Origin of the sequence: Kitasatospora sp. NPDC087315 (assembly GCF_044744345.1) — a bacterium.
Lineage (GTDB): Bacteria > Actinomycetota > Actinomycetes > Streptomycetales > Streptomycetaceae > Kitasatospora.
The window spans coordinates 273875-298502 of record NZ_JBIUYD010000005.1; the positions used below are offsets into that span (position 1 = coordinate 273875).

General features: G+C 76.0%; 11 protein-coding genes. 8 read left to right on the top strand and 3 right to left on the bottom strand.

What is annotated here, in order from left to right:
* Positions 1-3: 3 nt before the first annotated feature.
* From ACIO5D_RS09960 to ACIO5D_RS09970, 3 genes are all read right to left on the bottom strand, one after another.
* Positions 4-732 carry a DUF5995 family protein gene (locus ACIO5D_RS09960; RefSeq protein ID WP_400794642.1) on the bottom strand — a complete coding sequence of 243 codons (729 nt, stop codon included), beginning with the start codon at positions 730-732 and terminating at the stop codon, positions 4-6.
* A 156-nt stretch (positions 733-888) separates the two neighbouring features.
* Positions 889-1323 (bottom strand): PPOX class F420-dependent oxidoreductase, encoded by a 435-nt coding sequence (locus ACIO5D_RS09965; protein ID WP_363604272.1) that lies wholly within the window; start codon positions 1321-1323, stop codon positions 889-891.
* A gap of 164 nt (positions 1324-1487) precedes the next feature.
* Positions 1488-1703, bottom strand: coding sequence for an MbtH family NRPS accessory protein (locus tag ACIO5D_RS09970; RefSeq protein ID WP_363604271.1), 216 nt, complete (start codon positions 1701-1703; stop codon positions 1488-1490).
* A gap of 239 nt (positions 1704-1942) precedes the next feature.
* On the opposite strand from ACIO5D_RS09970, the gene ACIO5D_RS09975 reads away from it, so the two are divergent.
* The 8 genes from ACIO5D_RS09975 to ACIO5D_RS10010 all read left to right on the top strand — a co-directional run bounded on the left by ACIO5D_RS09975 (position 1943) and on the right by ACIO5D_RS10010 (position 24497).
* Positions 1943-4318, top strand: coding sequence for a lantibiotic dehydratase (locus tag ACIO5D_RS09975; RefSeq protein WP_400794645.1), 2376 nt, complete (start codon positions 1943-1945; stop codon positions 4316-4318).
* Positions 4318-5829 carry an amino acid adenylation domain-containing protein gene (locus tag ACIO5D_RS09980; RefSeq protein ID WP_363604268.1) on the top strand — a complete coding sequence of 504 codons (1512 nt, stop codon included), beginning with the start codon at positions 4318-4320 and terminating at the stop codon, positions 5827-5829. Before ACIO5D_RS09975 ends, ACIO5D_RS09980 begins: the two co-directional genes overlap by 1 nt.
* The gene (locus tag ACIO5D_RS09985) at positions 5826-6842 is read left to right on the top strand and encodes a threonine/serine dehydratase (RefSeq protein ID WP_400760064.1); all 1017 of its coding nucleotides are present in this window, start codon (positions 5826-5828) and stop codon (positions 6840-6842) included. Before ACIO5D_RS09980 ends, ACIO5D_RS09985 begins: the two co-directional genes overlap by 4 nt.
* Positions 6839-7102: an acyl carrier protein gene (locus ACIO5D_RS09990; RefSeq protein WP_400794647.1), complete on the top strand. Its 264-nt coding sequence runs from the start codon at positions 6839-6841 to the stop codon at positions 7100-7102. The genes ACIO5D_RS09985 and ACIO5D_RS09990 overlap by 4 nt, the downstream gene beginning before the upstream one ends.
* 10 nt (positions 7103-7112) lie before the next feature.
* A complete protein-coding gene (locus tag ACIO5D_RS09995; RefSeq protein ID WP_400794649.1) occupies positions 7113-9422 on the top strand; it encodes a lantibiotic dehydratase in 2310 nt (769 codons plus the stop codon).
* A 184-nt stretch (positions 9423-9606) separates the two neighbouring features.
* The gene (locus ACIO5D_RS10000) at positions 9607-15900 is read left to right on the top strand and encodes an amino acid adenylation domain-containing protein (RefSeq protein ID WP_400794651.1); all 6294 of its coding nucleotides are present in this window, start codon (positions 9607-9609) and stop codon (positions 15898-15900) included.
* Between the two features lie 18 nt (positions 15901-15918).
* Positions 15919-23274 (top strand): amino acid adenylation domain-containing protein, encoded by a 7356-nt coding sequence (locus tag ACIO5D_RS10005; RefSeq protein ID WP_400794653.1) that lies wholly within the window; start codon positions 15919-15921, stop codon positions 23272-23274.
* Positions 23271-24497 carry a cytochrome P450 gene (locus tag ACIO5D_RS10010; protein ID WP_363604260.1) on the top strand — a complete coding sequence of 409 codons (1227 nt, stop codon included), beginning with the start codon at positions 23271-23273 and terminating at the stop codon, positions 24495-24497. Before ACIO5D_RS10005 ends, ACIO5D_RS10010 begins: the two co-directional genes overlap by 4 nt.
* The last annotated feature ends 131 nt before the right edge of the window (positions 24498-24628 follow it).

The following is a 24628-nucleotide window of genomic DNA, read 5'->3' on the forward strand; positions in this document are numbered from 1 at the left end:
CGGTCAGTCGCTCCCGCCGGACTGCCCGACCGGCGCCACGACAGGGGTGACGAGCATCCGCCCGGCCAGGGCCGCGCCGGCGGTGCCGGCCGTCAGGGTGGCGTCGTAGAACGGGCGCAGGTTGCGCTCGTGCCACAGGGCCTGTGCGGTGGCCCAGGCGGCGTCATTGGCCCGGACGATGCCGAAGCTGCCGACGATGTGCTTCAGCGGTTCGGCGGCCCGGGTGGCGACCTTCCCGATCTCGGCCTCGAAGGAGGACCGGACCTCGGCCTCGACCTGGGCGAGCAGGTCGTTGACCGTCAGATAGTCGGCGTGGACGGGCGGGGTCTCGGGCGTGGTGCGGCATTCGATGCAGGTGGTGACGAGCGCCAGCGGGAGGTCGTGGCTGATGTGGGCGTTCATCCCGGCGAAGGCGAACTGGATCGGCCAGACGGTCCGGTCGGCGCGGGCGTCGTACAGCGGCTGCCAGGCCTCGTTCGGCTGCCGGCCGGCCTCGGCGGCGTCCACGGTGCCGAAGTAGAGGTTGGCGAAGATCACGTCCAGGCGCTCGACGAACGTCCGGTCCTGGAAGGTGCCCGCCCGCAGGTTCCGGCCGACGAGTTCGGTCACCCGCAGGTACATACGGTTGAAGCAGGCCACGCCGTCCCGCGGGTCCAGCCGGGCCTCGATCGCCCGCATCCGCTCGATGACCTCCTCGACGCTCCGCGCGGCCCGGATCTGCGAGTGGGTCATACCTGTTCCTTCCGTGGTGACGGGCGAGCGGCGTTCGGCTCGCCTGCCACGTATACACACCGCCCGCCACCACGAAAGGCCGCGCTGCGCGGACACCGCCCGGCATCACCCGAACCGCCCCACCACGCCGCGCCCGGGACCGCCCCGCCGCCCGGCTCAGGACGGCACGGCGCCCGGCGGGAACGGCTCGACGCCCACCACCCGGCGGATCCGCGACGGCTCGACCAGGACGACGACCCGCCGCTCGCCGGGCACGATCCACTCGTAGTGGTCGGCCCCGAGGTAGACCCCGGCGAGGTGGTCCATGTTCCGGTCCGCCTCCGGCCCTTCGACGAAGCGGACCACCCGGCCCCGGATCTGCACCCGGTCGTAGGGGTCGGCCGCGTCCGCGTGGGAGAGACAGACCCGCGGATCGCGGCGCAGGTTGCGCTCCTTGACACGGCCCACCGAGGTGTTGAACAGCACCAGGTCCCCTTCGGTCCCCACCCACATCGGGCTCACGTGCGGTGAGCCGTCGGCGTTGACCGTGGCGACGTACCAGATGTGGCCCGCTTCGAGCCGTGCGCGCACGTCCTTCGAGATTTCGACCATGCGCCCAGCCTGCCCGACGCCGGCCCACACCATGCGGAGCCGGGGCCCGCGTCGGAGCCGGGGCACGCCGTGGAAAGCCACCGCGACGGCCGCACGACGGCGCGGGGCCGGGCCCCGAAGGACCCGGCCCCGCGAGACCGCCTCCGCCCGGACGTGGCCTCCGCTCAGGCGCCGGCCTCCGCCATCCGCCGGCGCAGGCTGAGCGGACGCATGTCCGTCCAGATCCGGCCGATGTGGTCGAGGCACTCCTCCCGGGTGCCGGTGGTGCCCTCCGGGTGCCAGCCGCTGGGCAGTTCGCGGTCCGTCTTCCAGATGGAGAACTGGTCCTCGTCGTTGCGCACGACCAGGTAGCCGGTCCCGTCGGTGTCGGTGTCGCTCATCGTTGTGTGTCCTCCTGTACTCGCTCGTCTGCGAGCCCAGCGTGCCCTGGGCCGGCCGGGCGGGCCCAGGGGCAAACACGCGGCGGGAGCGGCGCGCGTCGCTGCCGGTTCTTCTCTGGTGGGTGCGGTGCCCGGCCCGGCAGTGTGCTGCCAGAGGGCGCGTCCCACGGATCGGACGGGCCCGGGCCGATCCGTAGCAGGCGCCCAAACCCGCCGAACCCCCTGGAAGGAGTTCCGCCATGTCGGACGTCCCGGAGAAGGAGCACGTCCCGGTGAACGTGCAGTTGCCCGCCGGGGGGTGGCGGCTGTGGGAGCACTTCGCGCTGCGCGGCCCCGGCTTCCCCGCCGAGGGGGTGCTGCGCCTGGCGCCGGCCGGACTCGGCCTGGCCGCCGACAAGTTCGGCCCGCAGGACGCCCTGGCGGGCCCGGAGTGGCAGGCCTTCGGCGCGGCCTTCGACACCGCCGCCGTGCACACCGCCGAGCTGCTCCAGGAGATCGCCGCCCTGCCGCGCTTCCGGGCGGCGGTGGCCTGGCAGAACCCGGCCGTGCTCCGTACCGGCATCGCGCCGTTCCTGAACTGGACGCCCACCGCCGCGGGCCGCACCAGCATGCCCCGCCAGCGCGAGGAACTCGTCGCCCACTACTGGCAGCGGTTCTGCGTCAAGAACGACACCATCGGCTTCTTCGGCCCGGTCGGCTGGGGCCGCTGGGACCTCGCGAGCCGCGGCGTCACCGTCGATCCCGGCACCGGCTTCCTCGCCGACTCCCGGGTGTACTTCGCGAGTTGGGCGATCGACGCGCTGGCCAAGGCGCTCGCCGAGGACGAGGCGCTGCTGACCTGGATCCCGCCCTACCGGGTGTCGTTCGTCCGGGTGGTGGACGGCGCCGTCCGGCTGCCGGGCCGGCCGCCGCAGGAGATCACCGAGGCGGCCCGGGCCGTGCTGGAACTGTGCGACGGCACCCGGACGGTGGCCGCGATCGCCGGGGCGGTCGGGACCGGGGTGGCGGAGGCCACCGAGACCGTCCGGTGGCTGGCCGGGAAGCGGTGGGTGCACTGGCGCCTCGACGTACCGGCCGACACCTTCCCGGAGCGCGCGCTGCGGGCCGTCCTGGAGCGCGTCGGCGACCGGGAGCCGCGCGAGCGCGCGCTGGCGAAGCTGGCCGTGCTGGAGCGCGGGCGCGACGCGGTGCAGACCGCCGGGACGGACGCGGACGCCCTCACCGGGGCGATCGCCGCACTGGAGGCGGACTTCGCCGCGCTGACCGCGACCGACGCCCAGCGGGCCAAGGGCGAGCGGACGGCGCCGTGCCGCGGGCTGGTCTACTCCGACGCCCGACGCGCGGCGACGGCCACCGTCGGCACCGCCGTCCTCGGGGAACTGGCGCCGCTGGAGCTCTGCCTGACCGCGGCGCGCTGGATGACCAACCGGTTCGCCGAGGCCGTCGGCGCCCGGATCCGCGCGGTGTACGAGCGGCTGCGCGCGGCCGGCGGGCCGGTGGACCTCGGCTCGATGTGGCTGGAGTGCCTGCCCTCCCCGCACCCGGAGGCGGCGGCGGACATCGCCGCCGTCCAGGCCGAGCTGCGCGCCAAGTGGGCCCGGATCCTGGCGGTGCCCGAGGGCGCGCGCACGGTCCGGTTCGCCGCGGCGGACCTCGCCGACCGGGTGGCGGCGGAGTTCGGCGAGCCCGGCGCCGGCTGGTCGCTGGCCCGCTACTTCAGCCCGGACGTGCTGGTGCTGGCCGAGGACCAGGAGGCGGTGGCGCGCGGCGAGTTCGAGCTGGTGCTGGGCGAGATGCACTGCGCGCTGAACACCATGGGCGCCTCGCTCTTCGTCCACCAGCACCCCGACCGGGCCGAGCTGGTCGCCGAGACCACCCGGGACTTCCCCGGGCCGCGGCTGCTGCCGATGCTGGCCAAGGAGCTGCCGCTGAAGTGGTCGGCGCGCAGCCGGCCCTCGCTGGACCGGCCGCAGGACTACTACGTCGCACTGGTCGACCAGACCGGCAACCCGCACCGGCCGCGTACCGTGCTGAGCGGCGACGTCCTGGTCGAGGAGCGGGACGGGCGGCTGGTCGCGGTGCTGCCGGACGGCGCGGAGTTCCCGCTGCTGGACGCCTACGCCAACACGCTCACCCAGCGGGTGATGGACCGCTTCACCCTGCGGCCCGAGGGCGACCACGCGCCCCGGATCACCATCGACAAGATGGTCGTGGCACGGGAGACCTGGACGTTCCCGGTGGCCGGCCTCGCCTTCGCCGAGGAGAAGACCGAGGCCGGGCGCTTCGTCCGGGCCCGGCACTGGCAGCGGGAGCACGACCTGCCCCGGTTCGTGTTCGTCGTCTCGCCGGCCGAACCCCGGCCGTTCTACGTCGACTTCGACAGCCCGGTCTATCTGACCATCCTCGCCAAGGCCGCCCGCCGGCTGGCCCGCAAGGACCCGTCGGCCCGGCTGAAGATCAGCGAGATGCTGCCGACGCCGGAGCAGGCCTGGCTGACCGACGACGAGGGCGACGGCTACACCTCCGAGCTGCGGTTCGTCGCCGTGGACCGGAGCGTCACCGAGGCCACCGGCACCGGCACCGGCACCGACGCCGCCACCCCCGAGGGGGCGTGATGCGCACCTTCGTCGACGACCTCGCCGCGCACGCCGCCCGGCACCCGGGGCGGGTGGCGCTCAGCACCCCCGAGGGCGACCTCAGCTACGCCGGACTCGTCTCCCGGATCGACACCCTGGCAGCCGCCCTGCGCGCCCGCGGGGCCGGCCCCGAGGTGGTCTGCGCGGTCGCGGTCGAGCGCGGCGCCGACGCCGTGGCGGCCGTCGCCGCCGTGGTGCGGGCGGGGGCGGCGTTCCTCGCCCTGGACGTCGAGCAGCCGCCGGCCCGGCTGGCCGCGCTGGTCCGCAGCGGGCAGGCCGATCTGCTGCTGACCACCTCCGGCCTGGCCGAACGCCTCGAACTGCCCGTCCCCGGGCGGCCGTTGCTGCTGGACCGGCTGGACCGGCTCTCCCCCGGGGCAGCCGCCCCCGGCGGGTTCCCCGCGCCCGGGCCCGACACCCTGGCCTACGTCAGCCACACCTCCGGGAGCACCGGCGAGCCCAGTGCCGTCCTGATCGAGCACCGCGGCCTGGACTCCTATCTGCGCTTCGTCGCCCGCGACTACGGCCTCGGCCCGGACACCACCGCCCTCCAGGTCGCGCCGCTCGGCTACGACGCGTCCGTCCGGGACACCTTCGCCCCGCTGCTGGCCGGCGGCCGGCTGGTGATCGTCCCCAGGGCGCGGCTGCTGCGGCCCGAGCCGTTCGGCGAGGCCGTCCGCGCCCACGGCGTGAACACGCTGCTGAGCGTCACGCCCTCCTTCCTCGCCTTCCTGGCCGGGCAGCCGGAGCCGCGGCGGCTGCTCGCCGGGGTCCGCCTGGTGGTCTCCAGCGGCGAGTCGCTGCGGCCCTTCCTGACCGCCGGCGGCCGGTCGCTGGTCGACGGCGCCCTGGTCAACCAGTACGGCCCGACCGAGTGCACCATGACGTCCACCCGCTACGCCGTGCCGCCGGAGCCGGACACCACCGCCGACCTGGTGGGCACGCCCATCGACGGGGTGGTGGTACGGCTGCTCGACGACGCCCTGGCGCCGGTGCCCGAGGGGGCCGTCGGCGAGGTGTGCATCGGCGGGACGGGGGTGGCGCGCGGCTACCGGGGGCAGCCCGCCAGGACGGCCGAGCGCTTCGTCCCGGACCCGCTGGGCCCGCCCGGCAGCCGGCTGTACCGCACCGGGGACCTCGCCACGGCGGGGCCGGACGGCCTGCGCTACCTGGGCCGCGGCGACCGCCAGGTGAAGATCCGCGGCTACCGGGTGGACCCGGCCGAGGTCGAGGGCGCGCTGCTGACCCACCCCGGGGTGGCGGGGGCGGTGGTCACCGCGCCCAGCGACGAGCAGGGCCGGGTGTACCTGGTCGCCCATGTCACCGGCGAACTGGCGGAGACCACCGACGCCGCGCTCCGCGCCCACCTGGGCCGCACCCTGCCGCCGCATCTGATGCCGCGCCGCTTCGTCCGGCTGGCCGAACTGCCCACCACCCGCGGCGGCAAGGCCGACCGCCGCGCCCTCACCCCCGTGGGAGGCACCGCATGACCACCGCCACCGGTCTCGGCCCGGCCGACGTCGGGGCCGCCGCCGAACGGATCGCCGGGCACGTCCTGCGCACCCCGCTGCTGCCGGCGCCGCCGGTGCTGCCCGGGCTGCTACTCAAGGCCGAACACCTGCAGTACGGCGGCTCGTTCAAGCTGCGCGGCGCGGCCAACGCCGTCCTCGCGCTGGGGGCCCGGCGCATCGTCACCGGCTCCTCCGGCAACCACGGCATCGCGCTGGCCGGGCTCGCCGCCGGGCTCGGAATCCGGCTGACCGTCGTCATGGCGGCCGGTGCCAACCCGGCCAAGGCGGCCCTGATCCAGGCCCTCGGCGCACACACCCTCGCGGTGGCCGGCGGTGTGGCCGAGCGGGAGGAGCGGGCCCGGTCGCTGGCCCGGGAGACCGGCGCGGTGTTCGTGCCCTCCTCCGACGACGCGCTGGTGGTGGCCGGCCAGGGCACGGTGGGCGGCGAGATCCTGACGCAGGCGCCCGACCTGGACACCGTCTACGTCCCCACCGGCGGCGGCGGGCTGCTGGCCGGCGTCTGCCTGGCCGCCCAGGGCCACCCGGTGCGGGTGGTGGGCGTCGAGCCCGCCGCCGCCGCGCGCTACGCCCGTTCGCTGGCCGCGGGCCGCCCGGTGCGGCTGCCGCCGAGCAGCACCGTCGCCGACGGGCTGCGCGGGCAGCAGCCCGGCGCGGTGACCTACCCGATCATCCGGGACCGGGTCGACGACCTGGTCGCGGTGGACGACACCGACATCCTCGCCGCGGCCGCCCTGCTGGGCCGGTACGGGATCGAGGCCGAGCCCAGCGGCGCCGTCGCGCTGGCCGGGGTGCTGGTCGCGGGCCACCGGGGCCGCGCCGTCGCCATCGTCTCCGGCGGCAACACCACCGCGGCCCTGAGCGCCGCGGCGGCCCGCTCCCACCCCGGCGCGCACCGCGATCCGCCTACCGGTTCCCACCCGGATTCCCACCACGTCACCCCCCTCGATTCCCGCCTGAAGGAGATCTCATGAGCACCGCCACCACCCCGGCCGGCACCGCCGTCAGCACCGAGGACCTGCTGGTCACCGTCTACCGGGAGACCCTGGACGCGGCCCGCCTCGACCGGGACAGCGACTTCTACGAGGCCGGCGGCGACTCGCTGAGCGCCTTCCAGATCACCGGCCGGCTGCGCGAGGCGCTGGGCGTGGAGGTCCCGGTCGCCCTGGTCTTCGCCTACCCCTCGCCCGCCGACCTCGCCGCCGTCGTCGACGCCGACTTCGCCCAGTCCTGAGGAGCCCGCCGTGACCGACACCTTTCTGCCGGGCGGCCGCTGGCGGCTCTGGGAGCAGTTCGCGCTGCGCGGGCCGGGGTTCCCGGCCGACGGGGTGCTGCGGCTGGCCCCGCCCGGCGTCGCCGAGGCCGCCGACAAGTTCGGCCCGCGGGACGGGCTTTCCGGCGGCGACTGGGACGCGTTCGCCGCCCTGTTCGCCGAGGCCGCCGTGGAGACGGCGCACACCCTCCAGGAGATCGCCCGGACCCCCGCCTTCCGGGAGGCCGTGGCCTGGCAGAACCGGCCGGTGCTCGACTCGGGCATCGCGCCGTTCCTGAACTGGACGCCCACCGCCGCGGGCCGCACCAGCATGCCCCGCCAGCGCGAGGAGCTCGTCGCCCACTACTGGCAGCGGTTCTGCGTCAAGAACGACACCATCGGCTTCTTCGGCCCGGTCGGCTGGGGCCGCTGGGACGCCGGCACGGCCGGGGTCGCGGTGGACGCCGGGACCGGACTGACCGCCGAGTCCACGGTGTACTGGGCCAGTTGGGCGATCGACGCGCTGGCCGCGACGGTCGGCGCGGACCCGGCCCTGCGGGAGTGGGTGGCGCCCCGGCGGGTGCCGTTCGTCCGGCTGGACGGCGACGGCACCCGGGTGACCGTCCCGGGCCGCCCGCCGCAGACCGTACCGGCACGGACCGGCGCCGTGCTCGCGCTCTGCGACGGGGTCCACCCGGCCCGGGAGATCGCCGCCGCGCTGCCCGGGACGGACGTGCCCGCCGTGCTGGCCGACCTGGTGGCCCGCCGCTGGGCGCACTGGCGCCTGGACGTACCGGCCGGCACCCACCCCGAACGCGACCTGCGGGCCTGGCTGGACACGGTCGGCGACCGGGCGGCGCGGCAGCGCGGCCTGGCCGTGCTGGACGCCCTGGAGCGTGGCCGTGCCCGGGTCGGCGCTGCCGCCGGAGCGGACCAGCTGGTCACCGAACTGGCCGCGCTGGAGCAGGAGTTCGCCACCCTGACGGAGACCGCCGCGGTGCGCGAGAAGTCGGCCGGGACGGCCCCCTGCCGGTCCCTGGTCTACTCCGACTGCCGGCGTGCCGCCACGGCCAGGCTCGGCCCGGCCGTCCGGGGCGCGCTGGCGCCGCTGGAGCCGCTGCTGACCAGCGCGGGCTGGCTCACCGCGCGGCTGGCCGAGGCGGTCATGGCCCGGGCCCGGGAGGTGTACGCCGAGCACGCCGCCCGGGGCCCGGTGGACCTCGCCAGCTTCTGGTTCGCCTGTATGCCCGTCCTGCACGGCGACGCGCGCACCGCGACGGCCGGGCTCCAGCAGGCGTTCCGCGACCACTGGGCGGAGATCCTGGCACCCCCGCCGGGCGCCCGGCGGGTCCGTCTCACCCTGGCGGACATCGCCGGCCCGGTCCGGGAGCGGTTCGGCGGCCCGGGCGGCGGCTGGACGGCGGCCCGCTACCTCAGCCCGGACGTGATGATCGCCGCCGACGGGGCGGCGGCGGTGGCCCGCGGCGACTTCGAACTCGTCCTCGGCGAACTGCACCTGGCCTCCAACACGCTGGGCGCCTCGCTCTTCGTCCACCAGCACCCCGACCGGCGCGAGCTCACCGCCCTCACCGACCGCGACCACCCCGGCCCCCGGCTGATGCCGCTGCTGCCCAAGGAGCACCGCTCCCGGCTCTCCGCGCGGGTCCGGCACGCCCTGGTCCGGCCGGAGGACTACCAGGTGGCCCTGGTGGACTTCACCGCCGACCCGAACCGCCCGCGCACCGTGCCCAGCGCGGACGTGACGGTCACCGAGCGGGACGGCGAGCTGCTGGTCGTGCTGCCCGACGGCGCCGAATTCCCGGCCGTGGACGTGTTCTCGCACGTCCTGACCACCCTCGCGATGGACCTCTTCCAGGTGCTGCCGGAGAGCGAGCACTCCCCCCGGGTCACCGTGGACCGGCTGGTGGTGGCCCGGGAGACCTGGCGGCTGCCGGCCGCCGGGCTGGACTTCGCCGCCGAGAAGGACGAGGGACGCCGGTTCGTCCGGGCCCGCCGCTGGCGCGAGGAGCACGGCCTGCCACGGTTCGTCTTCGTGGTCTCGCCCACCGAGTCCCGCCCGTTCTACGTGGACTTCGACAGCCCGGTCTACGTCACCGTCTTCGCCAAGGCGATGCGCCGGCTGGCCCGCAAGGACCCGGACGGCCGGGTCGTCCTCACCGAGATGCTGCCCACCCCCGAGCAGACCTGGCTGACCGACGACCAGGGCCGTTCCTACACCTCCGAACTGCGCTTCGTCGCGGTCGACGAGGGCCGGCAGGGGGAGCCTGGAGAGCAGAGCTGACAGGGACGACAGCACCGCCGGCGCGGCGGGCGGACCGGAGGCCCCGGTCGGCCCGCCGCGCCGGCGTGTCCCCCGGCCGGGACGGACGCGCAGGGCGGGCTGCGTTCGGGGCTGCGTCTTCTTCCCTGGTGACCGGCCTCCCCCGGACGGCAGTCTGCTGGAAAACACGGCATGGAGGCCCACAGTGACTGCAGGCGCAGCCGCCCCCGACGGGGCGAAGCACGGTGACGACACGCGTAAGGCATCTTTCGCCCAGCGGCGGCTGTGGTTCACGGACCAGCTCGCCCAGGACTCCTCCGGCTCGCTGCTCCCGCTGGCGCTGCGGATCCGGGGCCCGCTCGACGAGCCGGCGCTGGAACGGGCGCTGACCGGGATCGTGGACCGGCACGAGGTGCTGCGCACCCGCTTCACTGCGGTCGGCGGCGAGCCGGTGCCGGTGGTGGACGGGCCGGGCGGCGCCGTGCTGGAGCGGACCGAGGCCGGCAGCGTCGAGGAGCTGTTCGCCCGGGAGCTGGCCCGCCCGCTGGATCTGGCCACCCAGCACCCGCTGCGGATGACACTGGCCCGGATCTCCGCGGACGAGCACCTGCTGCTGGTCGTGGTCCACCACATCGCCGTCGACGGCTGGTCCTGGGACGTGCTGCTGCGCGAACTGGCCGCCGGCTACCGGGGCGAGACGGTGGCGCCGCCGCCGCTGCAGTACGCGGACTTCGCCCGGGCCCAGGCCGAGCGGCTGAGCGGCCCCCGGATGGAGCGGCTGCTCGGCTACTGGCGCGACCGGCTGACCGGGGCCGCCCCGCTCACCCTGCCCTCCGACCGTCCCCGGCCCCGGTTCTGGGACGGCTCCGGCGACGTCGTCCGGTTCAGCCTGCCGGCCGGGCTGGTGGCCGGGGTGGACCGGGTCGCCCGCGAGCACCGGGCCACCCGCTACATGCTGCTGCTCTCCGTCTACCAGGCGCTGCTGAGCCGGTGCAGCGGCCGCACCGACATCGCCGTCTGCACCACGCTCGCCGACCGCGGCCACGGCGAGGTGGCGGATCTGATCGGCCCGTTCGTCAACACCGTGGTGCTGCGCACCGACCTCTCCGGCGGGCCGTCGTTCGGCGCGCTGCTGGACCGGGTCCGCACCGATGTGCTGAAGGACCTCTCGCACGCCGACGCGCCGTTCGACCGGGTGGTCGGCGCGGTGGGCGGTGAGCGCGACCTGTCCCGACACCCGCTCGCCCAGGCCTCGTTCACCCTGCTCAACGCCGCCCACCAGCCGGTCCGGCTGCCCGGCCTGGACGTGGAGCTGGTGCCGCCGCCGCTGACCGGCACCGCGCTGGACGTCTTCCTGGACCTCAACCTCCTGCCGGACGGCAGCATCGCGGCCCGGCTCCAGTACGCCACCGCCCTGTTCGACCCGGAGACCATGCGGGCGTTCAGCGCCGCCTACGTCGAGCTGCTGCGCGCGGTGCTGGCCGAGCCGCAGGCCCCGGTGCGGGAGCTCGCCGGGCGGCTGGACCCGATGCCCGGCGCGGCGCACGCCCTTCCCGCCGAGGAGTGGTCGGCCGCCGCCGACCGTCCGCTGGGCGGGGCGCCGCCGGTCACGGTGGCCGGCCGGCCCGGGGACGTCGCACTGGTCTGCGCGGACCAGGAGGTGACCTACGCCGAACTGGACGGTCTGACCGGCGGGCTGGCGGCCGCGCTGGCCGCCGCCGGGGTCCGCCCCGGGCGCCCGGTCGGGGTGCTGCTGCGGCGCGGGGTCTGGTCGGTGGCCGCGCTGGCCGCGGTCTGGCGGGCGGGCGGCGTGTACGTCCCGCTCGACCCCGATCTGCCCGCCCAGCGGCTGGAGTTCATGGTCGAGGAGGCCAATCTGGCCTGCCTGGTGGCCGACCCGGCGACGGCCGCGCTGGCCGCCTCGCTCGGGCCCGCCGTCGTCCGGGTGGACGCCGTACGGCCGGATCCGGACGGCCCCCGGCACACCCCCGACCCGCGCGAGCTGGCGCACGTCATCTTCACCTCGGGCTCGACCGGCCGGCCCAAGGCCGTCGGGGTCGAGCACCGCTCGCTGGCGAGCCATGTCGCCGCCGCCCGGGCCCGGTTCGGCATCACCGCCGGGGACCGGGTGCTCGCCTTCGCCTCGTTCTCCTTCGACGCCTCGCTCGACCAGCTGCTCCCCGCGCTGACCTGCGGCGCCCGGGTGGTGATCCGCCCGGACGAGCCGTGGCTGCCCACCCAGGTCCCCGAGGTGGTCGAACGGTACGGCCTCACCGTGGTGAACGTCCCGCCGACCTACTGGACCGAGCTGGCGTTCGCGCTGGACCGCCGCGCCGCCGCCGCGCTCGCCCCGCTGCGGCTGCTGATCCTGGGCGGGGAGTCCGTCCCGGTGGGCGCGCTGGCCGCCTGGCGGGCCGCGGTGCCCGAGGTCCGGGTGGTCAACGCCTACGGCCCGACCGAGACCACCGTCACCTCGGCCACCTACGAGGCCCACGGCCCGGTCGAGGGCCGGGTGCCGATCGGCCGCCCGCTCGGCGGACGCCGGGTGTACGTGGTGGACGAGGACGACGAACCCGTCCCCGTCGGCGTCCCCGGCGAGCTGCTGATCGGCGGCCCCGAGGTGGCCCGCGGCTATCTCGGACGGCCCGCGCTGACCGCCGAGCGGTTCGTCCCCGACCCGTTCGGCGGTGACGGCGGCCGGCTCTACCGCACCGGCGACCTCGTCCAGTGGCTGCCCTCCGGCGAGCTGGAGTTCGTCGGCCGCCGGGACGACCAGGTCAAGATCCGCGGCTTCCGGATCGAGCTCGGCGAGGTCGAGGCGGTGCTGCGCGAGTACCCCGGGGTGGTCGCCGCGGCCGTCCGGCCGGACGCCGCCACCGGGCAGAGCCTGTCGGGCTACGTCGTCGGCGGACCGTTCGAACCGTCCGCGCTGCGGGCCTGGTGCGCCGAGCGGCTGCCGCGGTACGCCGTGCCCTCGGACTTCCTGACGCTGGACGCGCTGCCGGTCGGCGCCTCCGGGAAGCTGGACCGGGCCGCCCTGCCGGACACCCGCCCGGACCGGTCCGCGAGCGGCGCCGCCTACACCGCGCCGCGCACCGACGACGAGCGGATCATCGCCGCGATCTGGGCCGATGTGCTCGGCGTGGACCGGGTCGGCCTCGACGACGGCTTCTTCGACCTGGGCGGCCACTCACTGCTCGCCACCATGGCGGTCTCCCGGGTCGCCGAACGGCTCGGCCGCGACATCGAGCTGCGCACCCTGTTCGAGAACCCCACCGTCCGCGCGTTCGGCCCCCGGGTGGCCGCCGCCCGGCAGGCCGCCGGCGGCGCGGTCGTCCCGGTGGACCGCTCCGGCCCGCTGCCGCTCTCCTTCGCCCAGGAGCGCCTCTGGTTCCTGGACCGCACCTCGGACGTCGGCGACGAGTACGTGCTCTGGTTCTCCTGGCGGCTGCGCGGCGGCCTGGACCGCGCGGCCTGGCAGGGCGCGCTCGACGACATGACGGCCCGGCACGAGGTGCTGCGCACGGCCCTGGTCGAGGTGGACGGCCGCCCCGCGCAGCAGGTCTGCGACCCGATGGGCGTGCCGCTGGAGTGGCACCGTGCCCCGGAGGGCGCGAGCGAGGCGGCCCGGCTGGCCGCGGTCCGGGAGCGGGCCTCGGCGCTGGCCACCCGCCGCTTCGACCTGGACCGCCCGCCGATGCTGCGGGCCGGGGTCTGGGAGCTGGCCCCGGACGACCACGTCGCCGTCCTGGTCTTCCACCACGTGGCGACCGACGGCTGGTCCAAGGACGTCTTCATCGAGGAGCTGACGGCCTACTACCGGGCCCGGCTGACCGGGCGGGCGGCCGTGCTGCCGCCCGTCCCGGTGCAGTACGGCGACTTCGCGGTCTGGCAGCGCGACCGGGCCGAGGGCGGCGGGCTGGACCGGCAGCTGGACTACTGGGAGACGGCCCTGGCCGGCGTCCCGGTGCTGGAGCTGCCGGCCGACCGGCCGCGCCCGGCGGGCTGGTCGGGGCGCGGCGGCGCGGTGGACCTGGCGCTGCCGCCCGGGCTCGCCGCCCGGCTGGACGCCTTCGCCCGGGAGCACGGGGCGACCAGGTTCATGGTGCTGCTGGCGGTGGTGCAGATCGTGCTGGCCCGCTGGTCGGGGCAGCAGGACGTGCCGGTGGGCACCCCGGTGGCGGGGCGCGGCCGGGTGGAGCTGGAGCGGCTGATCGGCTTCTTCGTCAACACCGTGGTGCTGCGCGGCGACCTGTCCGGCGGGCCGACCTTCACCGAGCTGCTGGACCGCGTCCGGGGGACGGTGCTGAGCGCCTTCGACCACCAGGACGTGCCGTTCGAGCGGGTGGTGGAGCGGCTGCGGCCGGAGCGCGACCTGTCCCGCAACCCGCTGTTCCAGGTGATGGTGGACGTCCAGGAGAGCGCCACCGGCGGGCCCGGGATCGAGGGCCTGGAGGCCGCCGACTTCACCCTGCCGTGGGGCTCGGCCAAGTTCGACCTGACCACCACCTTCCTGCTGTACCCGGACCGCTTCGCGCTCAACGTCGAGTACGCGGCCGACCTGTTCGACGCCTCGACGGCGAGCCGCTTCGCCGGGCACGTGGGCCGGGTGCTGGCGGCCGTCCTGGCCGACCCGGGCACGCCGGTGGACCGGGTGGACCTGCTCTCCCCGGCCGAGCGCGCCGAACTGGCCGGACCGGCGACGGACGGACCGGCCGTCGCGGTGCCGCCGTTCACGGTGGCCGGCGAGCCGGACGCGGTGGCGCTGGTCTGCGAGGGCCGCTCCCTGCGCTACGGCGAACTGGACGGCCTGACCGGCGGGCTGGCCGCCGGGCTGGCCGCCGCCGGGGTGCGCCCGGGCAGCCCGGTGGGTGTCTGTGTACGGCGCGGGACGTGGTCGGTGGCCGCGCTGGCCGCGATCTGGCGGGCCGGCGGCGTCTACGTCCCGCTGGACGCCGGCCTGCCCGCCGAGCGGCTGCGGTTCATGCTGGACGAGGCCGGGGTCGGCCACGTGGTGGCGGACGCCGCGACCGCCCCCGCGCTGGCCCCGCTCGGGGTGACGCTGGTCCCGGTCGAGGAGGTGCGGCCCGCCCCGGACGGCCCCCGGCACACCCCCGACCCGGGGGATCTCGCCTACACCATCTTCACCTCCGGCTCCACCGGCCGGCCCAAGGCCGTCGGGGTCGAGCACCACGCCCTGGCCGCCCATGTCGCCGCCGCCCGCGAGCTGTTCGGGATCACCGCCGGGGACCGGGTGCTGACCTTCGCCTCGCTCTCCTTCGACGCCTCGCTGGAGCAGATCCTGCCCGCGCTGGGCACCGGCGCCCGGGTGGTGATCCGCCCGGACGAGATCTGGTCGGTGGAGGAACTGGCCGCCCGGGTGCGCGCCGAGGGCGTCACCGTCATGGAACTCACGCCCTCCTACTGGGAGGAGGTGGTGGCCCGGCTGGACGTGGTCGCCGCCGACCTCGCGAGCCTGCGGCTGCTGGTCACCGGCGGCGAGGTGCTGCCCGCCGGGCCGCTGGAGCGCTGGTTCGCCCATCTGCCCGGGGTGCCGGTGGTCAACACCTACGGCCCGACCGAGTCGGTCATCTCGGCCACCGCGTACCGGCTCACCGACCCGGTCGAGGGCCGGGTGCCGATCGGCCGCCCGCTGGGCTCGCGCCGCGCGTACGTGGCGGACCCGCACGGCGCCCTGGTGCCGATCGGCGTCCCCGGCGAACTGCTCGTCGGCGGGCCGGAGTTGGCGCGCGGATACCTGGGCAGGCCGGGCCTGACCGCCGAGCGGTTCGTCCCCGACCCGTTCGGCGAGGAGGGCGACCGGCTCTACCGCACCGGCGACGTGGTGCGCCGACTCGCCTCGGGCGACCTGGAGTTCGTCGGCCGCAGCGACAACCAGGTGAAGATCCGCGGCTTCCGGGTCGAACCGGGCGAGGCCGAGGCGGTGCTGCGCCGCCACCCTGGCGTCCACTCCGCTGCCGTGCTGGTCCGCGAACTGCGCGGCGAGCACGCCCTGGTGGGCTATGTCGCGGGCAGCGGGCTGGCCGCCGACGCACTGGCCGCGCACTGCCGCTCCGAACTCCCCGGCTACCTGGTGCCGAGCGCGTTCGTCCTGCTCGACGCGCTGCCGCTGACCGTCCAGGGCAAACTCGACACCGCCGCCCTGCCCGAGCCCGAACTCCCCGCCCCCGCGGTCTTCGTACCGCCGCGGACGCCCACCGAGACGGTGACGGCGCAGATCTGGGCCGAGGTCCTCGGCATCGCCCGGGTCGGCGTCCACGACGACTTCTTCGCCCTCGGCGGGCACTCGCTGCGCGCCGTGGCCGCCGCGTCCCGCCTGCGGGCCGCCTTCGACTGCCCCATCCAGGTGCGCGACCTGTTCGAGCACCCCACCGTCGAGCTGCTCGCCGCCGAGGTGGAGCGGCAGCTCGTCGAACTGATCTCCGCGATGAGCGAGGACGAGATCGACCTCTCCCTGACGGTGGACTACCAAGACTGAGATTGGACGGAACGCGCCATGACCACTTCGGAGATGCAGCCCGAGACCGCTCGCGCGGGACTGTCCCCGGCCGCCCGGCGGCTGCTGGAGCAGCGGCTGCGCGGACTGACCGCCGCCGCGCCGGCCGGGATCCCCCGGCTCGACCCCCGCCCCGAGTACGCCCCGCTGTCCGCCGCGCAGCAGCGCCTCTACTTCCTCGACCAGCTCGACCCCGGCGCCACCACCTATCTGCTGCCCGCCGCCTGGCGGTTCAGCGGCCCGCTCGACCTGGCGGCGCTGGACGCGGCGGTCGGCGACCTGGTCGCCCGGCACGAGCAGCTGCGGACGACCTTCCCGGCCCAGGACGGCGTGCCCGCCCAGCGGGTGCACCCGGCCGACGGGGCCGGCCTGGACCTGGTGGACCTGACCGGCGCCGCGGAGCACGACCTCGCCGAGGCCGTGCGGGCGGCCGCCGTCCGCCCCTTCGACCTCGCCGCCGAGCCCGCCTTCCGGGCCACCCTGCTGAAGGCCGCCGAGGAGGACCACGTCCTGGTGCTGGCCATGCACCACATCGTCTCGGACGGCTGGTCGCTGGACCTGCTGGTGCGCGACCTGCGCGAGCTCTACCGGGCCAGGACGGCGGGCGACGCCCCCCGGCTGCCCGAGCTGCCGATCGAGTACACCGACTACGCGGTCTGGCTGCGCGGCGCCGACGAGAGCGCCGACCTCGCCTACTGGCGCACCCGGCTGGCCGGGCTGACCCCGCTCGACCTGCCCACCGACCACCCCCGCCCGGCCACCCCCTGCCACACCGGCGCGGTGCACACCACCGTCCTGCCGACGGAGCTGTCGGAGGCGCTCGCCGCCCTCGGCCGGCGGACCGACACCACCCCGTACATGACGGTGATGGCGGCGTTCCAGGCCGCGCTGGCCTTCCACAGCGGGCAGAGCGACATCGCCATCGGCACCGTGGTCGCCAACCGGGACCGGCCCGAGACCGAGCAGCTGGCCGGGTTCTTCGTCAACACGCTGGTGCTGCGCGCCGACCTGTCCGACGACCCGACCCCGGCGGCCCTGCTGGCCCGCACCCGGGAGAGCGTCCTGGGGGCGCTCTCGCACCAGACCCTGCCGTTCGAGCGGGTGGTGGACGAGCTGAGCCCGGAGCGCGACCTCACCCGCAACCCGCTGTTCCAGGTGCTGTTCACGCACGCCGCGGTGGAGCGCGGCTCCCTCGTCCTCGGCGGGGCCACCGGCCGGGCGTTCCCGATCGACCTCACCACCGCCAAGTTCGACCTCGCGCTGGAGCTGCGCGAGAGCGGCGGCGCCCTGGAGCTGGTCTTCGTCCACCGGCCCGACCTGTTCGAGGCCTCCTCGGTGGCCGCCCTGGCCGCGCACACCGTGGCGCTGCTGCGCGCCTTCACCGAGGCGCCGGACGCCCCGCTCGGCACGGTCGACCCGCTGACCGCCGAGGAGCGGGCCCGGCTGCTGGGCCCCGCTGGCCCGGCCAACCCGGACACCGGCGCGGGGCCCGCCCCGCGCACCGCACCCGAGCGGCTGGCCGGGCACATCGCCCGCACCCCGCACGCGGTGGCCGTCAGCGGCGGCGGCCGGACGCTCACCTACGCCCAGCTGGACGCCGCCGCCTCCGCGCTGGCCCGGCGGCTGCGCGCGGCCGGCATCGGCCGCGAGTCGCTGGTCGGGGTCTGCCTGGGCCGCTCGGTGGACCTGGCCGTGGCGCTGCTCGGCGTCTGGCGGGCCGGCGCCGCCTATCTGCCGCTGGACCCGGCCCACCCCCGGGCCCGCCGGGAGTTCACCGTCGCCGACGCCGGGGTCTCCTGGGTGGTCGTCGACGAGGCCGGCCGCGCCGCCGTCGAGGGCCTGCCGGTCGGGGTGATCCCGCTGGACGGCGCCGGACCGGCGGCCGAGGGCCCGGACACCAAAGAGGGCCCGGACACCGGGGACGCGCGGCCCGCGCCGCGCGACCTCGCCTATGTCATCTACACCTCCGGCTCCACCGGCAGGCCGAAGGGCGTCGAGATCACCCACGCCAACCTGGCCTGGCTGCTCGGCGCCGCCGACCAGCACTTCGCGTTCGGCCCCGCGGACGTCTGGACGCTGGTGCACTCCCCCGCCTTCGACTTCTCCGTCTGGGAGCTGTGGGGGCCGCTGAGCAGCGGCGGGCGGGTCGTGGTGCTCACCGAGGACGAGGTCCGCGACCCGGCCGCCGTGCACGCCGTCCTGCGCGAGCAGCGGGTCACCGTGCTCAACCAGACGCCCGCCGCGTTCAAGGGCCTGCGCGCCCATCTCGCCCAGCAGGGCGCCGACTTCGCCGACCTGGCGCTGCGCACGGTGGTCTTCGGCGGCGACGCCTTCGACGTCCGCGACTACCGCGACTGGTTCGCCGCCCCCGAGCGGCGGCGGCCCGCGCTGGTCAACATGTACGGGATCACCGAGACCACCGTGCATGTGACGTACCGCCTGATCACCGCCGAGGACGTGGCGGGCGAGGTCCGCTCCCCGATCGGCCGGCCGCTCGCCGGCCAGCACGGCTACGTGCTCGACGCCGCCGGCCGGCTGGTCCCGCAGGGCACGGCCGGCGAGCTGTACGTCACCGGCGGCGGCGTCGCCCGCGGCTACCGCAACCGGCCGGAGCTCTCCGCGGAGCGCTTCCCCAGCGACCCGTTCGGCCCGCCCGGCGCCCGGATGTACCGCACCGGGGACCTCGTCCGGGTGCTGCCCGACGGCCAGTTGGCGTACGTCGGCCGGGCCGACCACCAGGTGAAGATCCGCGGCTACCGGATCGAGCCCGGCGAGATCGAGACCGCGCTGCGCGGCCAGCCCGGGGTGGCCGACGCCGCCGTGGTGGCCCGCTCCGAACCGCACGGCGGCGCCCGGCTGGTCGCCCATGTGGTGATGACCGAGGGCCGGCCGCTGGACGCGGCGGCGCTGCGCGAGCGGCTGCGGCTCACCCTGCCCGAGTACATGGTGCCGGCGCTGTTCGTCCGCCACCCGCGGCTGCCGATCACCGCCAACGGCAAGGTGGACCGCAGGGCGCTGACGGCGGTGGCCGGCGACGGCACCGCCGCGGCCGGCGGCCACGTCCCGCCGGCCGGGGCGACCGAGATCGCGCTGGCCCGGATCTGGGCCGAGGTGCTGGGCACCGAACGGGTCAGCCGGACGGCGAACTTCTTCGACCTCGGCGGCGACTCCATCCTGGCGCTGCGGGTGATCGGCCTGGCCCGCCCGGCCGGCCTCGGGCTGACCGTGGCCGACCTGTTCCGGGCCCGCACCCTGGCCGACCTCGCCCGGCTGACCACCGAGGCCGTCGAGGCCCCCGACCCGGTCGCGCCGTTCTCCCAGCTGGACCCGGCCGACGCGGCCCGGCTGCCGGACGGCCTCGACGACGCCTACCCGCTGACCATGCTCCAGGCCGGCATGCTGCACGAGATGCTCGCCGACCCCCGGCGCGGCGCGTACCACAACGTCACCGACCTCAAGATCACCACCCCGGAGGGCTTCGACCTGGCCGCCTTCCAGGCCGCGGTGGACGCGGTGGTCCGCGGCCACAGCATCCTGCGCTCCTCGATCGACCTGGTCTCCTACCGCGAGCCGCTCCAACTGGTGCACACCGAGGCCGCGCTGCCGGTCGGCTACACCGATCTGCGGGAGCTGCCGAGGGAGGAGCAGCGGGCCGCCCTGCGGCGCTTCGTCGACGAGGAGTTCGCCCGCCGCTTCGACCTGGCGGCCCCGCCGCTGGTCCGCATCCACCTGCACCACCTGACCGACCACGAGCTGCGGCTGGTGCTCACCGACTGCCATGTCGTGCTGGACGGCTGGAGCCTGACCTCGCTCATCGCCGACCTGCTCGACCTGCACCGGCGGGCGGTCGCGCACGGCCGGCCCCCGGCGCCGCCCGCGGCCCCCGCCTTCGCCGAGTACGTCGCCCTCGAACGGGCCACCCTGCACAGCGAGGAGGCGCTGGAGTTCTGGCGCTCCTCCCTGGCCGAGCTGCGCCCGGTCCGCTTCGCCCGGCGCGGCGCCCCCGCCCCCGACGACGCGCCCGTCCACGAGGTGCGGCGCTCCTACGACGCGCTCGCCGAGCCGATCGGGCGCCTCGCCCAGTCGGCCGGGGTGCCCCGGCGCACCGTGCTGGCCACCGCCTTCCACCACGTGATGAGCCTGTTCGCGGAACGCGACGAGGACGCGGCCGGCCACTCGATCGGCCTGGTCACCAACGGCCGGCCCGAGGTACCGGGCGCGGACCGGATGCGCGGGCTGTTCCTCAACACCGTGCCGTTCGGCGTGGCGCGTCCGCGCGGCAGCTGGCTGGAGTACCTGCGCGCGGTGTTCGCGGCCGAACAGGAGATGCTGCCGCACCGCCGGATGCCGCTGGCGCGGATGGCCCAACTGCGCCCCGGCGAGCCGAACATGGTCGAGGCCGTCTTCAACTACGTCAACTTCCACCGGCTCTCCCACGACACCTGGGACGAGTCCCTGGAGATCGCCCGCACCATGTTCCCGCTGATGATCAACGCGAGCGTGGGCGCCTTCACCATCGACGTGGACCCGGAGTACGTCTCCCCGGCCACCGCGGAGCAGCTCGCGGACGTGCTCCACACCCTGCTCGCGACGATGGTCGCCGACCCGCACGGCAGGGTCACCCCGCCCGCACTGACCGGCGCCGCCCTCGGCACGGCGCTGGCCCGGGGCAACGGGCCGGCCCGGGAGAACAGCCCGCTGATGTTCCACGAGCACGTCGCCGCACACGCCGCGCGCACCCCGGACGCGGTGGCCGTCGAGCACGGCGACCGGCAGGTGACCTACCGCGAGCTGGAAGGGGCGGCCGGGCGGCTGGCGGAGCGGCTGCGCACGCTCGGCGTCGGCCCGGAGACCCCGGTCGGCATCTGCACCGACCGCGGGCCCGACCAGGTGTGCGCCGCCCTCGGCGTGCTGAAGGCGGGCGGCGCGTTCCTGCCGCTGGACCCGCAACACCCCGCCGACCGGCTCGCGTTCATGGCCTCGGACAGCGGGATGCGGGTGCTGCTCACCCAGACCTCGCTGGCCGACACCGTGCCCTTCGACGGCCCGGTCCTGCTCCTGGACGACCCCGCCACCTGGACCGCGCCCACCGGCCGCCCCCCGGCGCCGCCGGCCTTCGCCCCGGGCCCGGACACCATGGCGTACGTCATCTACACCTCGGGTTCCACCGGCACGCCCAAGGGCGTCGCCGTCCCGCACCGCGGCCTGACCAACATGCTGGAGGGCCAGCGCGACCTGGTCCAGCCGGGCCCGGACGACCGGGTGCTCCAGTTCGCCTCCTTCGGCTTCGACGTCTCCGTCATGGAGCTGACCTGGGCCCTGGCCAACGGCGGCCGGCTGGTCACCGCGTCCAAGGACGACCTGCGGCCGGGCCCCGACCTGGCCCGCACCCTGCTCGCCCACGGCGTCAACCGGGCCATGTTCCCGCCGAGCGCGCTCACCGTGCTGGGCGAGGACCGCTTCCCCGCGATCGAGGTGCTCCAGGTCGCGGGCGAGGGCTGCCCGGCGGAGCTCGCGGACACCTGGTCGCGCGGCCGGCGCTTCCACAACGCCTACGGCCTCACCGAGACGGCCGTGTGGTCCGTCGCCACCGAACTCTCCCCCGGCCAGGGGCGCCCGCCGATCGGCACGCCGATCCGCAACACCCGGGTGCTGGTCCTCGACGAGGACCTGCGGCCCGTCCCGGTCGGGGTGACCGGTGAGGTCTACCTGGGCGGCCAGGCCATCGCCCGGTGCTACCTGAACCGGCCCGCGCTGACCGCCGCCACCTTCGTGCCCGACCCGTACGGCGCCCCCGGCGAGCGGCTCTGCCGCACCGGCGACCTCGGCACCGTCCGGCCCGACGGCGCGGTGGAGGTGTTCGGCCGCCGGGACACCCAGGTCAAGCTCCGCGGCTTCCGGATCGAACTGGGCGAGATCGAGCACGCGCTGCGGCAACTGCCCGACGTGCGCCAGGCGGTGGTGCTGCACCGGACCGACCTGCCCGGCGAACCGGCCCTGGTCGCCTACGTGGTCGCCCGGGGCGGCACCAAGCCGACGGTCGAGCGCTTCACCGGCGCGCTGCGCACCACCATGCCCGCCTACATGGTGCCGGGCCGGTTCGTCTTCCTGGACGAGCTCCCGGTCAACCGCAGCGGGAAGATCGACAAGCGGGCGCTGCCGCTGCCCCCGGCCGAACGGGCCAGCACCGACACGGTGTACGTCGCCCCCGCCACCGCCACCGAGAAGGTGCTGGCCGAGATCTGGCGGGAGGTGCTCGGCCTCTCCCTGATCGGGGTGCACGACGACTTCTTCCGGATCGGCGGGAGTTCGCTCTCCACCGTCCGGGTGGCCGCGATGGCGGCCGAGCGCGGACTGACCGTCTCCGTCCGGGATCTGATCGAACGGCCCACCCTCGCCCGGCTCGCCGCCCGCGCCGAGGCGACCGCCCCGGACGCCGCCCCCGTGGCGGTCACCTCGGAGGTCCGGCTGCGCGAAGGCGAGGGCGCCCCGCTCTGGTGCGTCCACCCCAGCGGTGGCAGCGCCGCCTGGTTCGTGCCGCTCGCCCGGGAGCTCCCGCCCGGCCGCCCGGTGCACGCCTTCCAGGCCCGCGGCCTGCTGGGCGGGGTGGACCCGAGCACCATCGCGGGCATCGCGGCCAACTACGCCGGGGAGATCGCCGACCACGGCGGGCACGGCCCGCACGACCTGCTCGGCTGGTCGATGGGCGCCAACATCGCCCTGGAGATGGCCACCCAGCTGCACGAGGCCGGCCACACCGTCGAGCCGCTGGTGCTGATCGAGCCCTATCTGCCCAACCCGGCGGCCCGGGCCCGCCTCGCCGGCGTCGGCCGCGACATGCGGGACGCGCTGCGGATGCGCGACCGGCTGCGCACCCTGCCGCCGACCCCCGGGCGCGACACCGCGGCGGCCGAACTCACCGCCCTGCTGCTCGGCGCGGGCATGAGCCCCGGCGAGGCGGCCCTGGTCGAGCAGGCCCCGATCGAGGTCTGGCACTCGCTGCTCACCGCCCTCGCCGACTACGAGGTCCGCCCCTACCCCGGCCATGTGCACCTGGTGGTCGGCACCCAGGCCGCCGGGCTGCCGGCCGGCGAGCCGATGCCCGGGCTCGACGTCGACTACCGGGCGTACGTGGACCACTGGCGCGAACTGGCGCTCGGCGGGCTCACCGTCCACATCAGCGAGGGCGACCACATGTCCATGCTCGCCGAGCCCCTGGTCCGCGGCCTCGCGGCCCTGCTCGACACCATCGGCACGAACGGCACGAACGGCACGAGCAGCATGAACAGCACCAGCGACACCACCGGCGCGAGCGGCACGGGCTCGGCCACGACCGGCGCGGAGGCCCGGCGATGACCCTCACCACCGTCCGCTTCACCGAGCGGTACCTGCTCGACCCCGCCGTCAACGCGGACCCGTACGAGTACCTCAACACGCTCCGCGACCACCGGCCGGTGTACTGGAGCGCCATGCACCGGGCCTGGCTGGTCACCGGCTACGAGCCGGTGATGCAGTGCCTGCGCGACCCGGCGGTCTCCGCCGACCGGGTCCGGCCGCTGATGGACGCCGTCCCGCAGGGCGCCCGCGAGGACGCCGAGCGCGCGTTCGGCATCCTCTCCCGCTGGATGGTGTTCAACGACCCGCCGACCCACCGCCGGCTGCGCCAGGTGTTCCAGGAGCAGTTCGCCGCCCGCGCGGTGGCCCGCTACCGCGGCTTCACCGAACGGGCCACCGGCGCCATGCTCACCCGCCGGGCCGCCCCCGGCCGCACCGGCGACCTCGCCGCCGACATCGCCAAGCCGCTGCCGGCCCTGGTCTTCGCCCGCTGGCTGGGCGTCCCGCAGTCGCACAGCCCGTCGTTCTGGTACTGGAACGCCCGGGTCGCCGACCTCGTGCTCGGCGCCGCCCAGGAGGAGCGCGAGTACCGCACCTCGCTGCAGTCCCTGGTCAGCCTGGAGGAGTACCTGGGCGGGCTGGTCACCGAGCGCCGCGCCGAACCGAAGGACGACCTGATCAGCTCCGTTCTCGCGGGCGGCCGGATCGGCGACTCGGTCAGCGAGGAGGAGTTCGTCGGGATGCTCACCCAGATGGCCTTCGCCGGCGGGGAGACCACCAGCAACCTCATCGCCAACACCCTGCTCGCGCTGCTCGGGCAGCCGGAGCAGCTGGCCGCCGTCCGCGCCGAACCGGAGCTGGTGGCGGCGGCCGTGGAGGAGACGCTGCGGCTGGACGGCCCGTCCAAGATGTCGATCCGCAACGCCGCCCGCGACTTCGAGCTGGACGGCCGGACCATCCGCGCAGGGGACCGGATCTTCCTGGTCACCGCCGCCGCCAACCGCGACCCCGGGCGGTTCCCCGACCCGGACCGGTTCGACCTGCACCGCGAGGTCACCACCCACCTGGGCTTCGGCTTCGGCGCGCACTTCTGCATCGGAGCCGCGCTCGCCCGGCTGGTGGCCGGCGTGGTGGTCGCCACCCTGCTGCGCGACTACCCGGGCCTGGCCCTGGACGGGCAACGGCTCAACTGGCAGCTGTCACTGCTCAACCGGAGCCTGACCGCACTGCCCGTCCGGTACTGAGCGCCCCCGGCAGACCGCTGCCGGTCCCGCCGTGGGGGGGGGGGGCCCCCCCCCCCCCCCCCCGCGGCGCCCCCCCCCCGCCCCCCCCCCAAACACCCCCCCCCCCCCCCCCCCCCCCCCCCCCCCCCCCC

What these genes read in the sequence shown, in the direction of transcription:
- ACIO5D_RS10010 (WP_363604260.1), top strand. Translation starts at nt 23,271, where the DNA reads ATGACCCTCACCACCGTCCGCTTCACCGAGCGGTACCTGCTCGACCCC.
- ACIO5D_RS09975 (WP_400794645.1), top strand. Translation starts at nt 1,943, where the DNA reads ATGTCGGACGTCCCGGAGAAGGAGCACGTCCCGGTGAACGTGCAGTTG.
- ACIO5D_RS09960 (WP_400794642.1), bottom strand. Translation starts at nt 732, where the DNA reads ATGACCCACTCGCAGATCCGGGCCGCGCGGAGCGTCGAGGAGGTCATC.
- ACIO5D_RS09980 (WP_363604268.1), top strand. Translation starts at nt 4,318, where the DNA reads ATGCGCACCTTCGTCGACGACCTCGCCGCGCACGCCGCCCGGCACCCG.
- ACIO5D_RS09990 (WP_400794647.1), top strand. Translation starts at nt 6,839, where the DNA reads ATGAGCACCGCCACCACCCCGGCCGGCACCGCCGTCAGCACCGAGGAC.
- ACIO5D_RS09965 (WP_363604272.1), bottom strand. Translation starts at nt 1,323, where the DNA reads ATGGTCGAAATCTCGAAGGACGTGCGCGCACGGCTCGAAGCGGGCCAC.
- ACIO5D_RS10005 (WP_400794653.1), top strand. Translation starts at nt 15,919, where the DNA reads ATGACCACTTCGGAGATGCAGCCCGAGACCGCTCGCGCGGGACTGTCC.
- ACIO5D_RS09970 (WP_363604271.1), bottom strand. Translation starts at nt 1,703, where the DNA reads ATGAGCGACACCGACACCGACGGGACCGGCTACCTGGTCGTGCGCAAC.
- ACIO5D_RS09985 (WP_400760064.1), top strand. Translation starts at nt 5,826, where the DNA reads ATGACCACCGCCACCGGTCTCGGCCCGGCCGACGTCGGGGCCGCCGCC.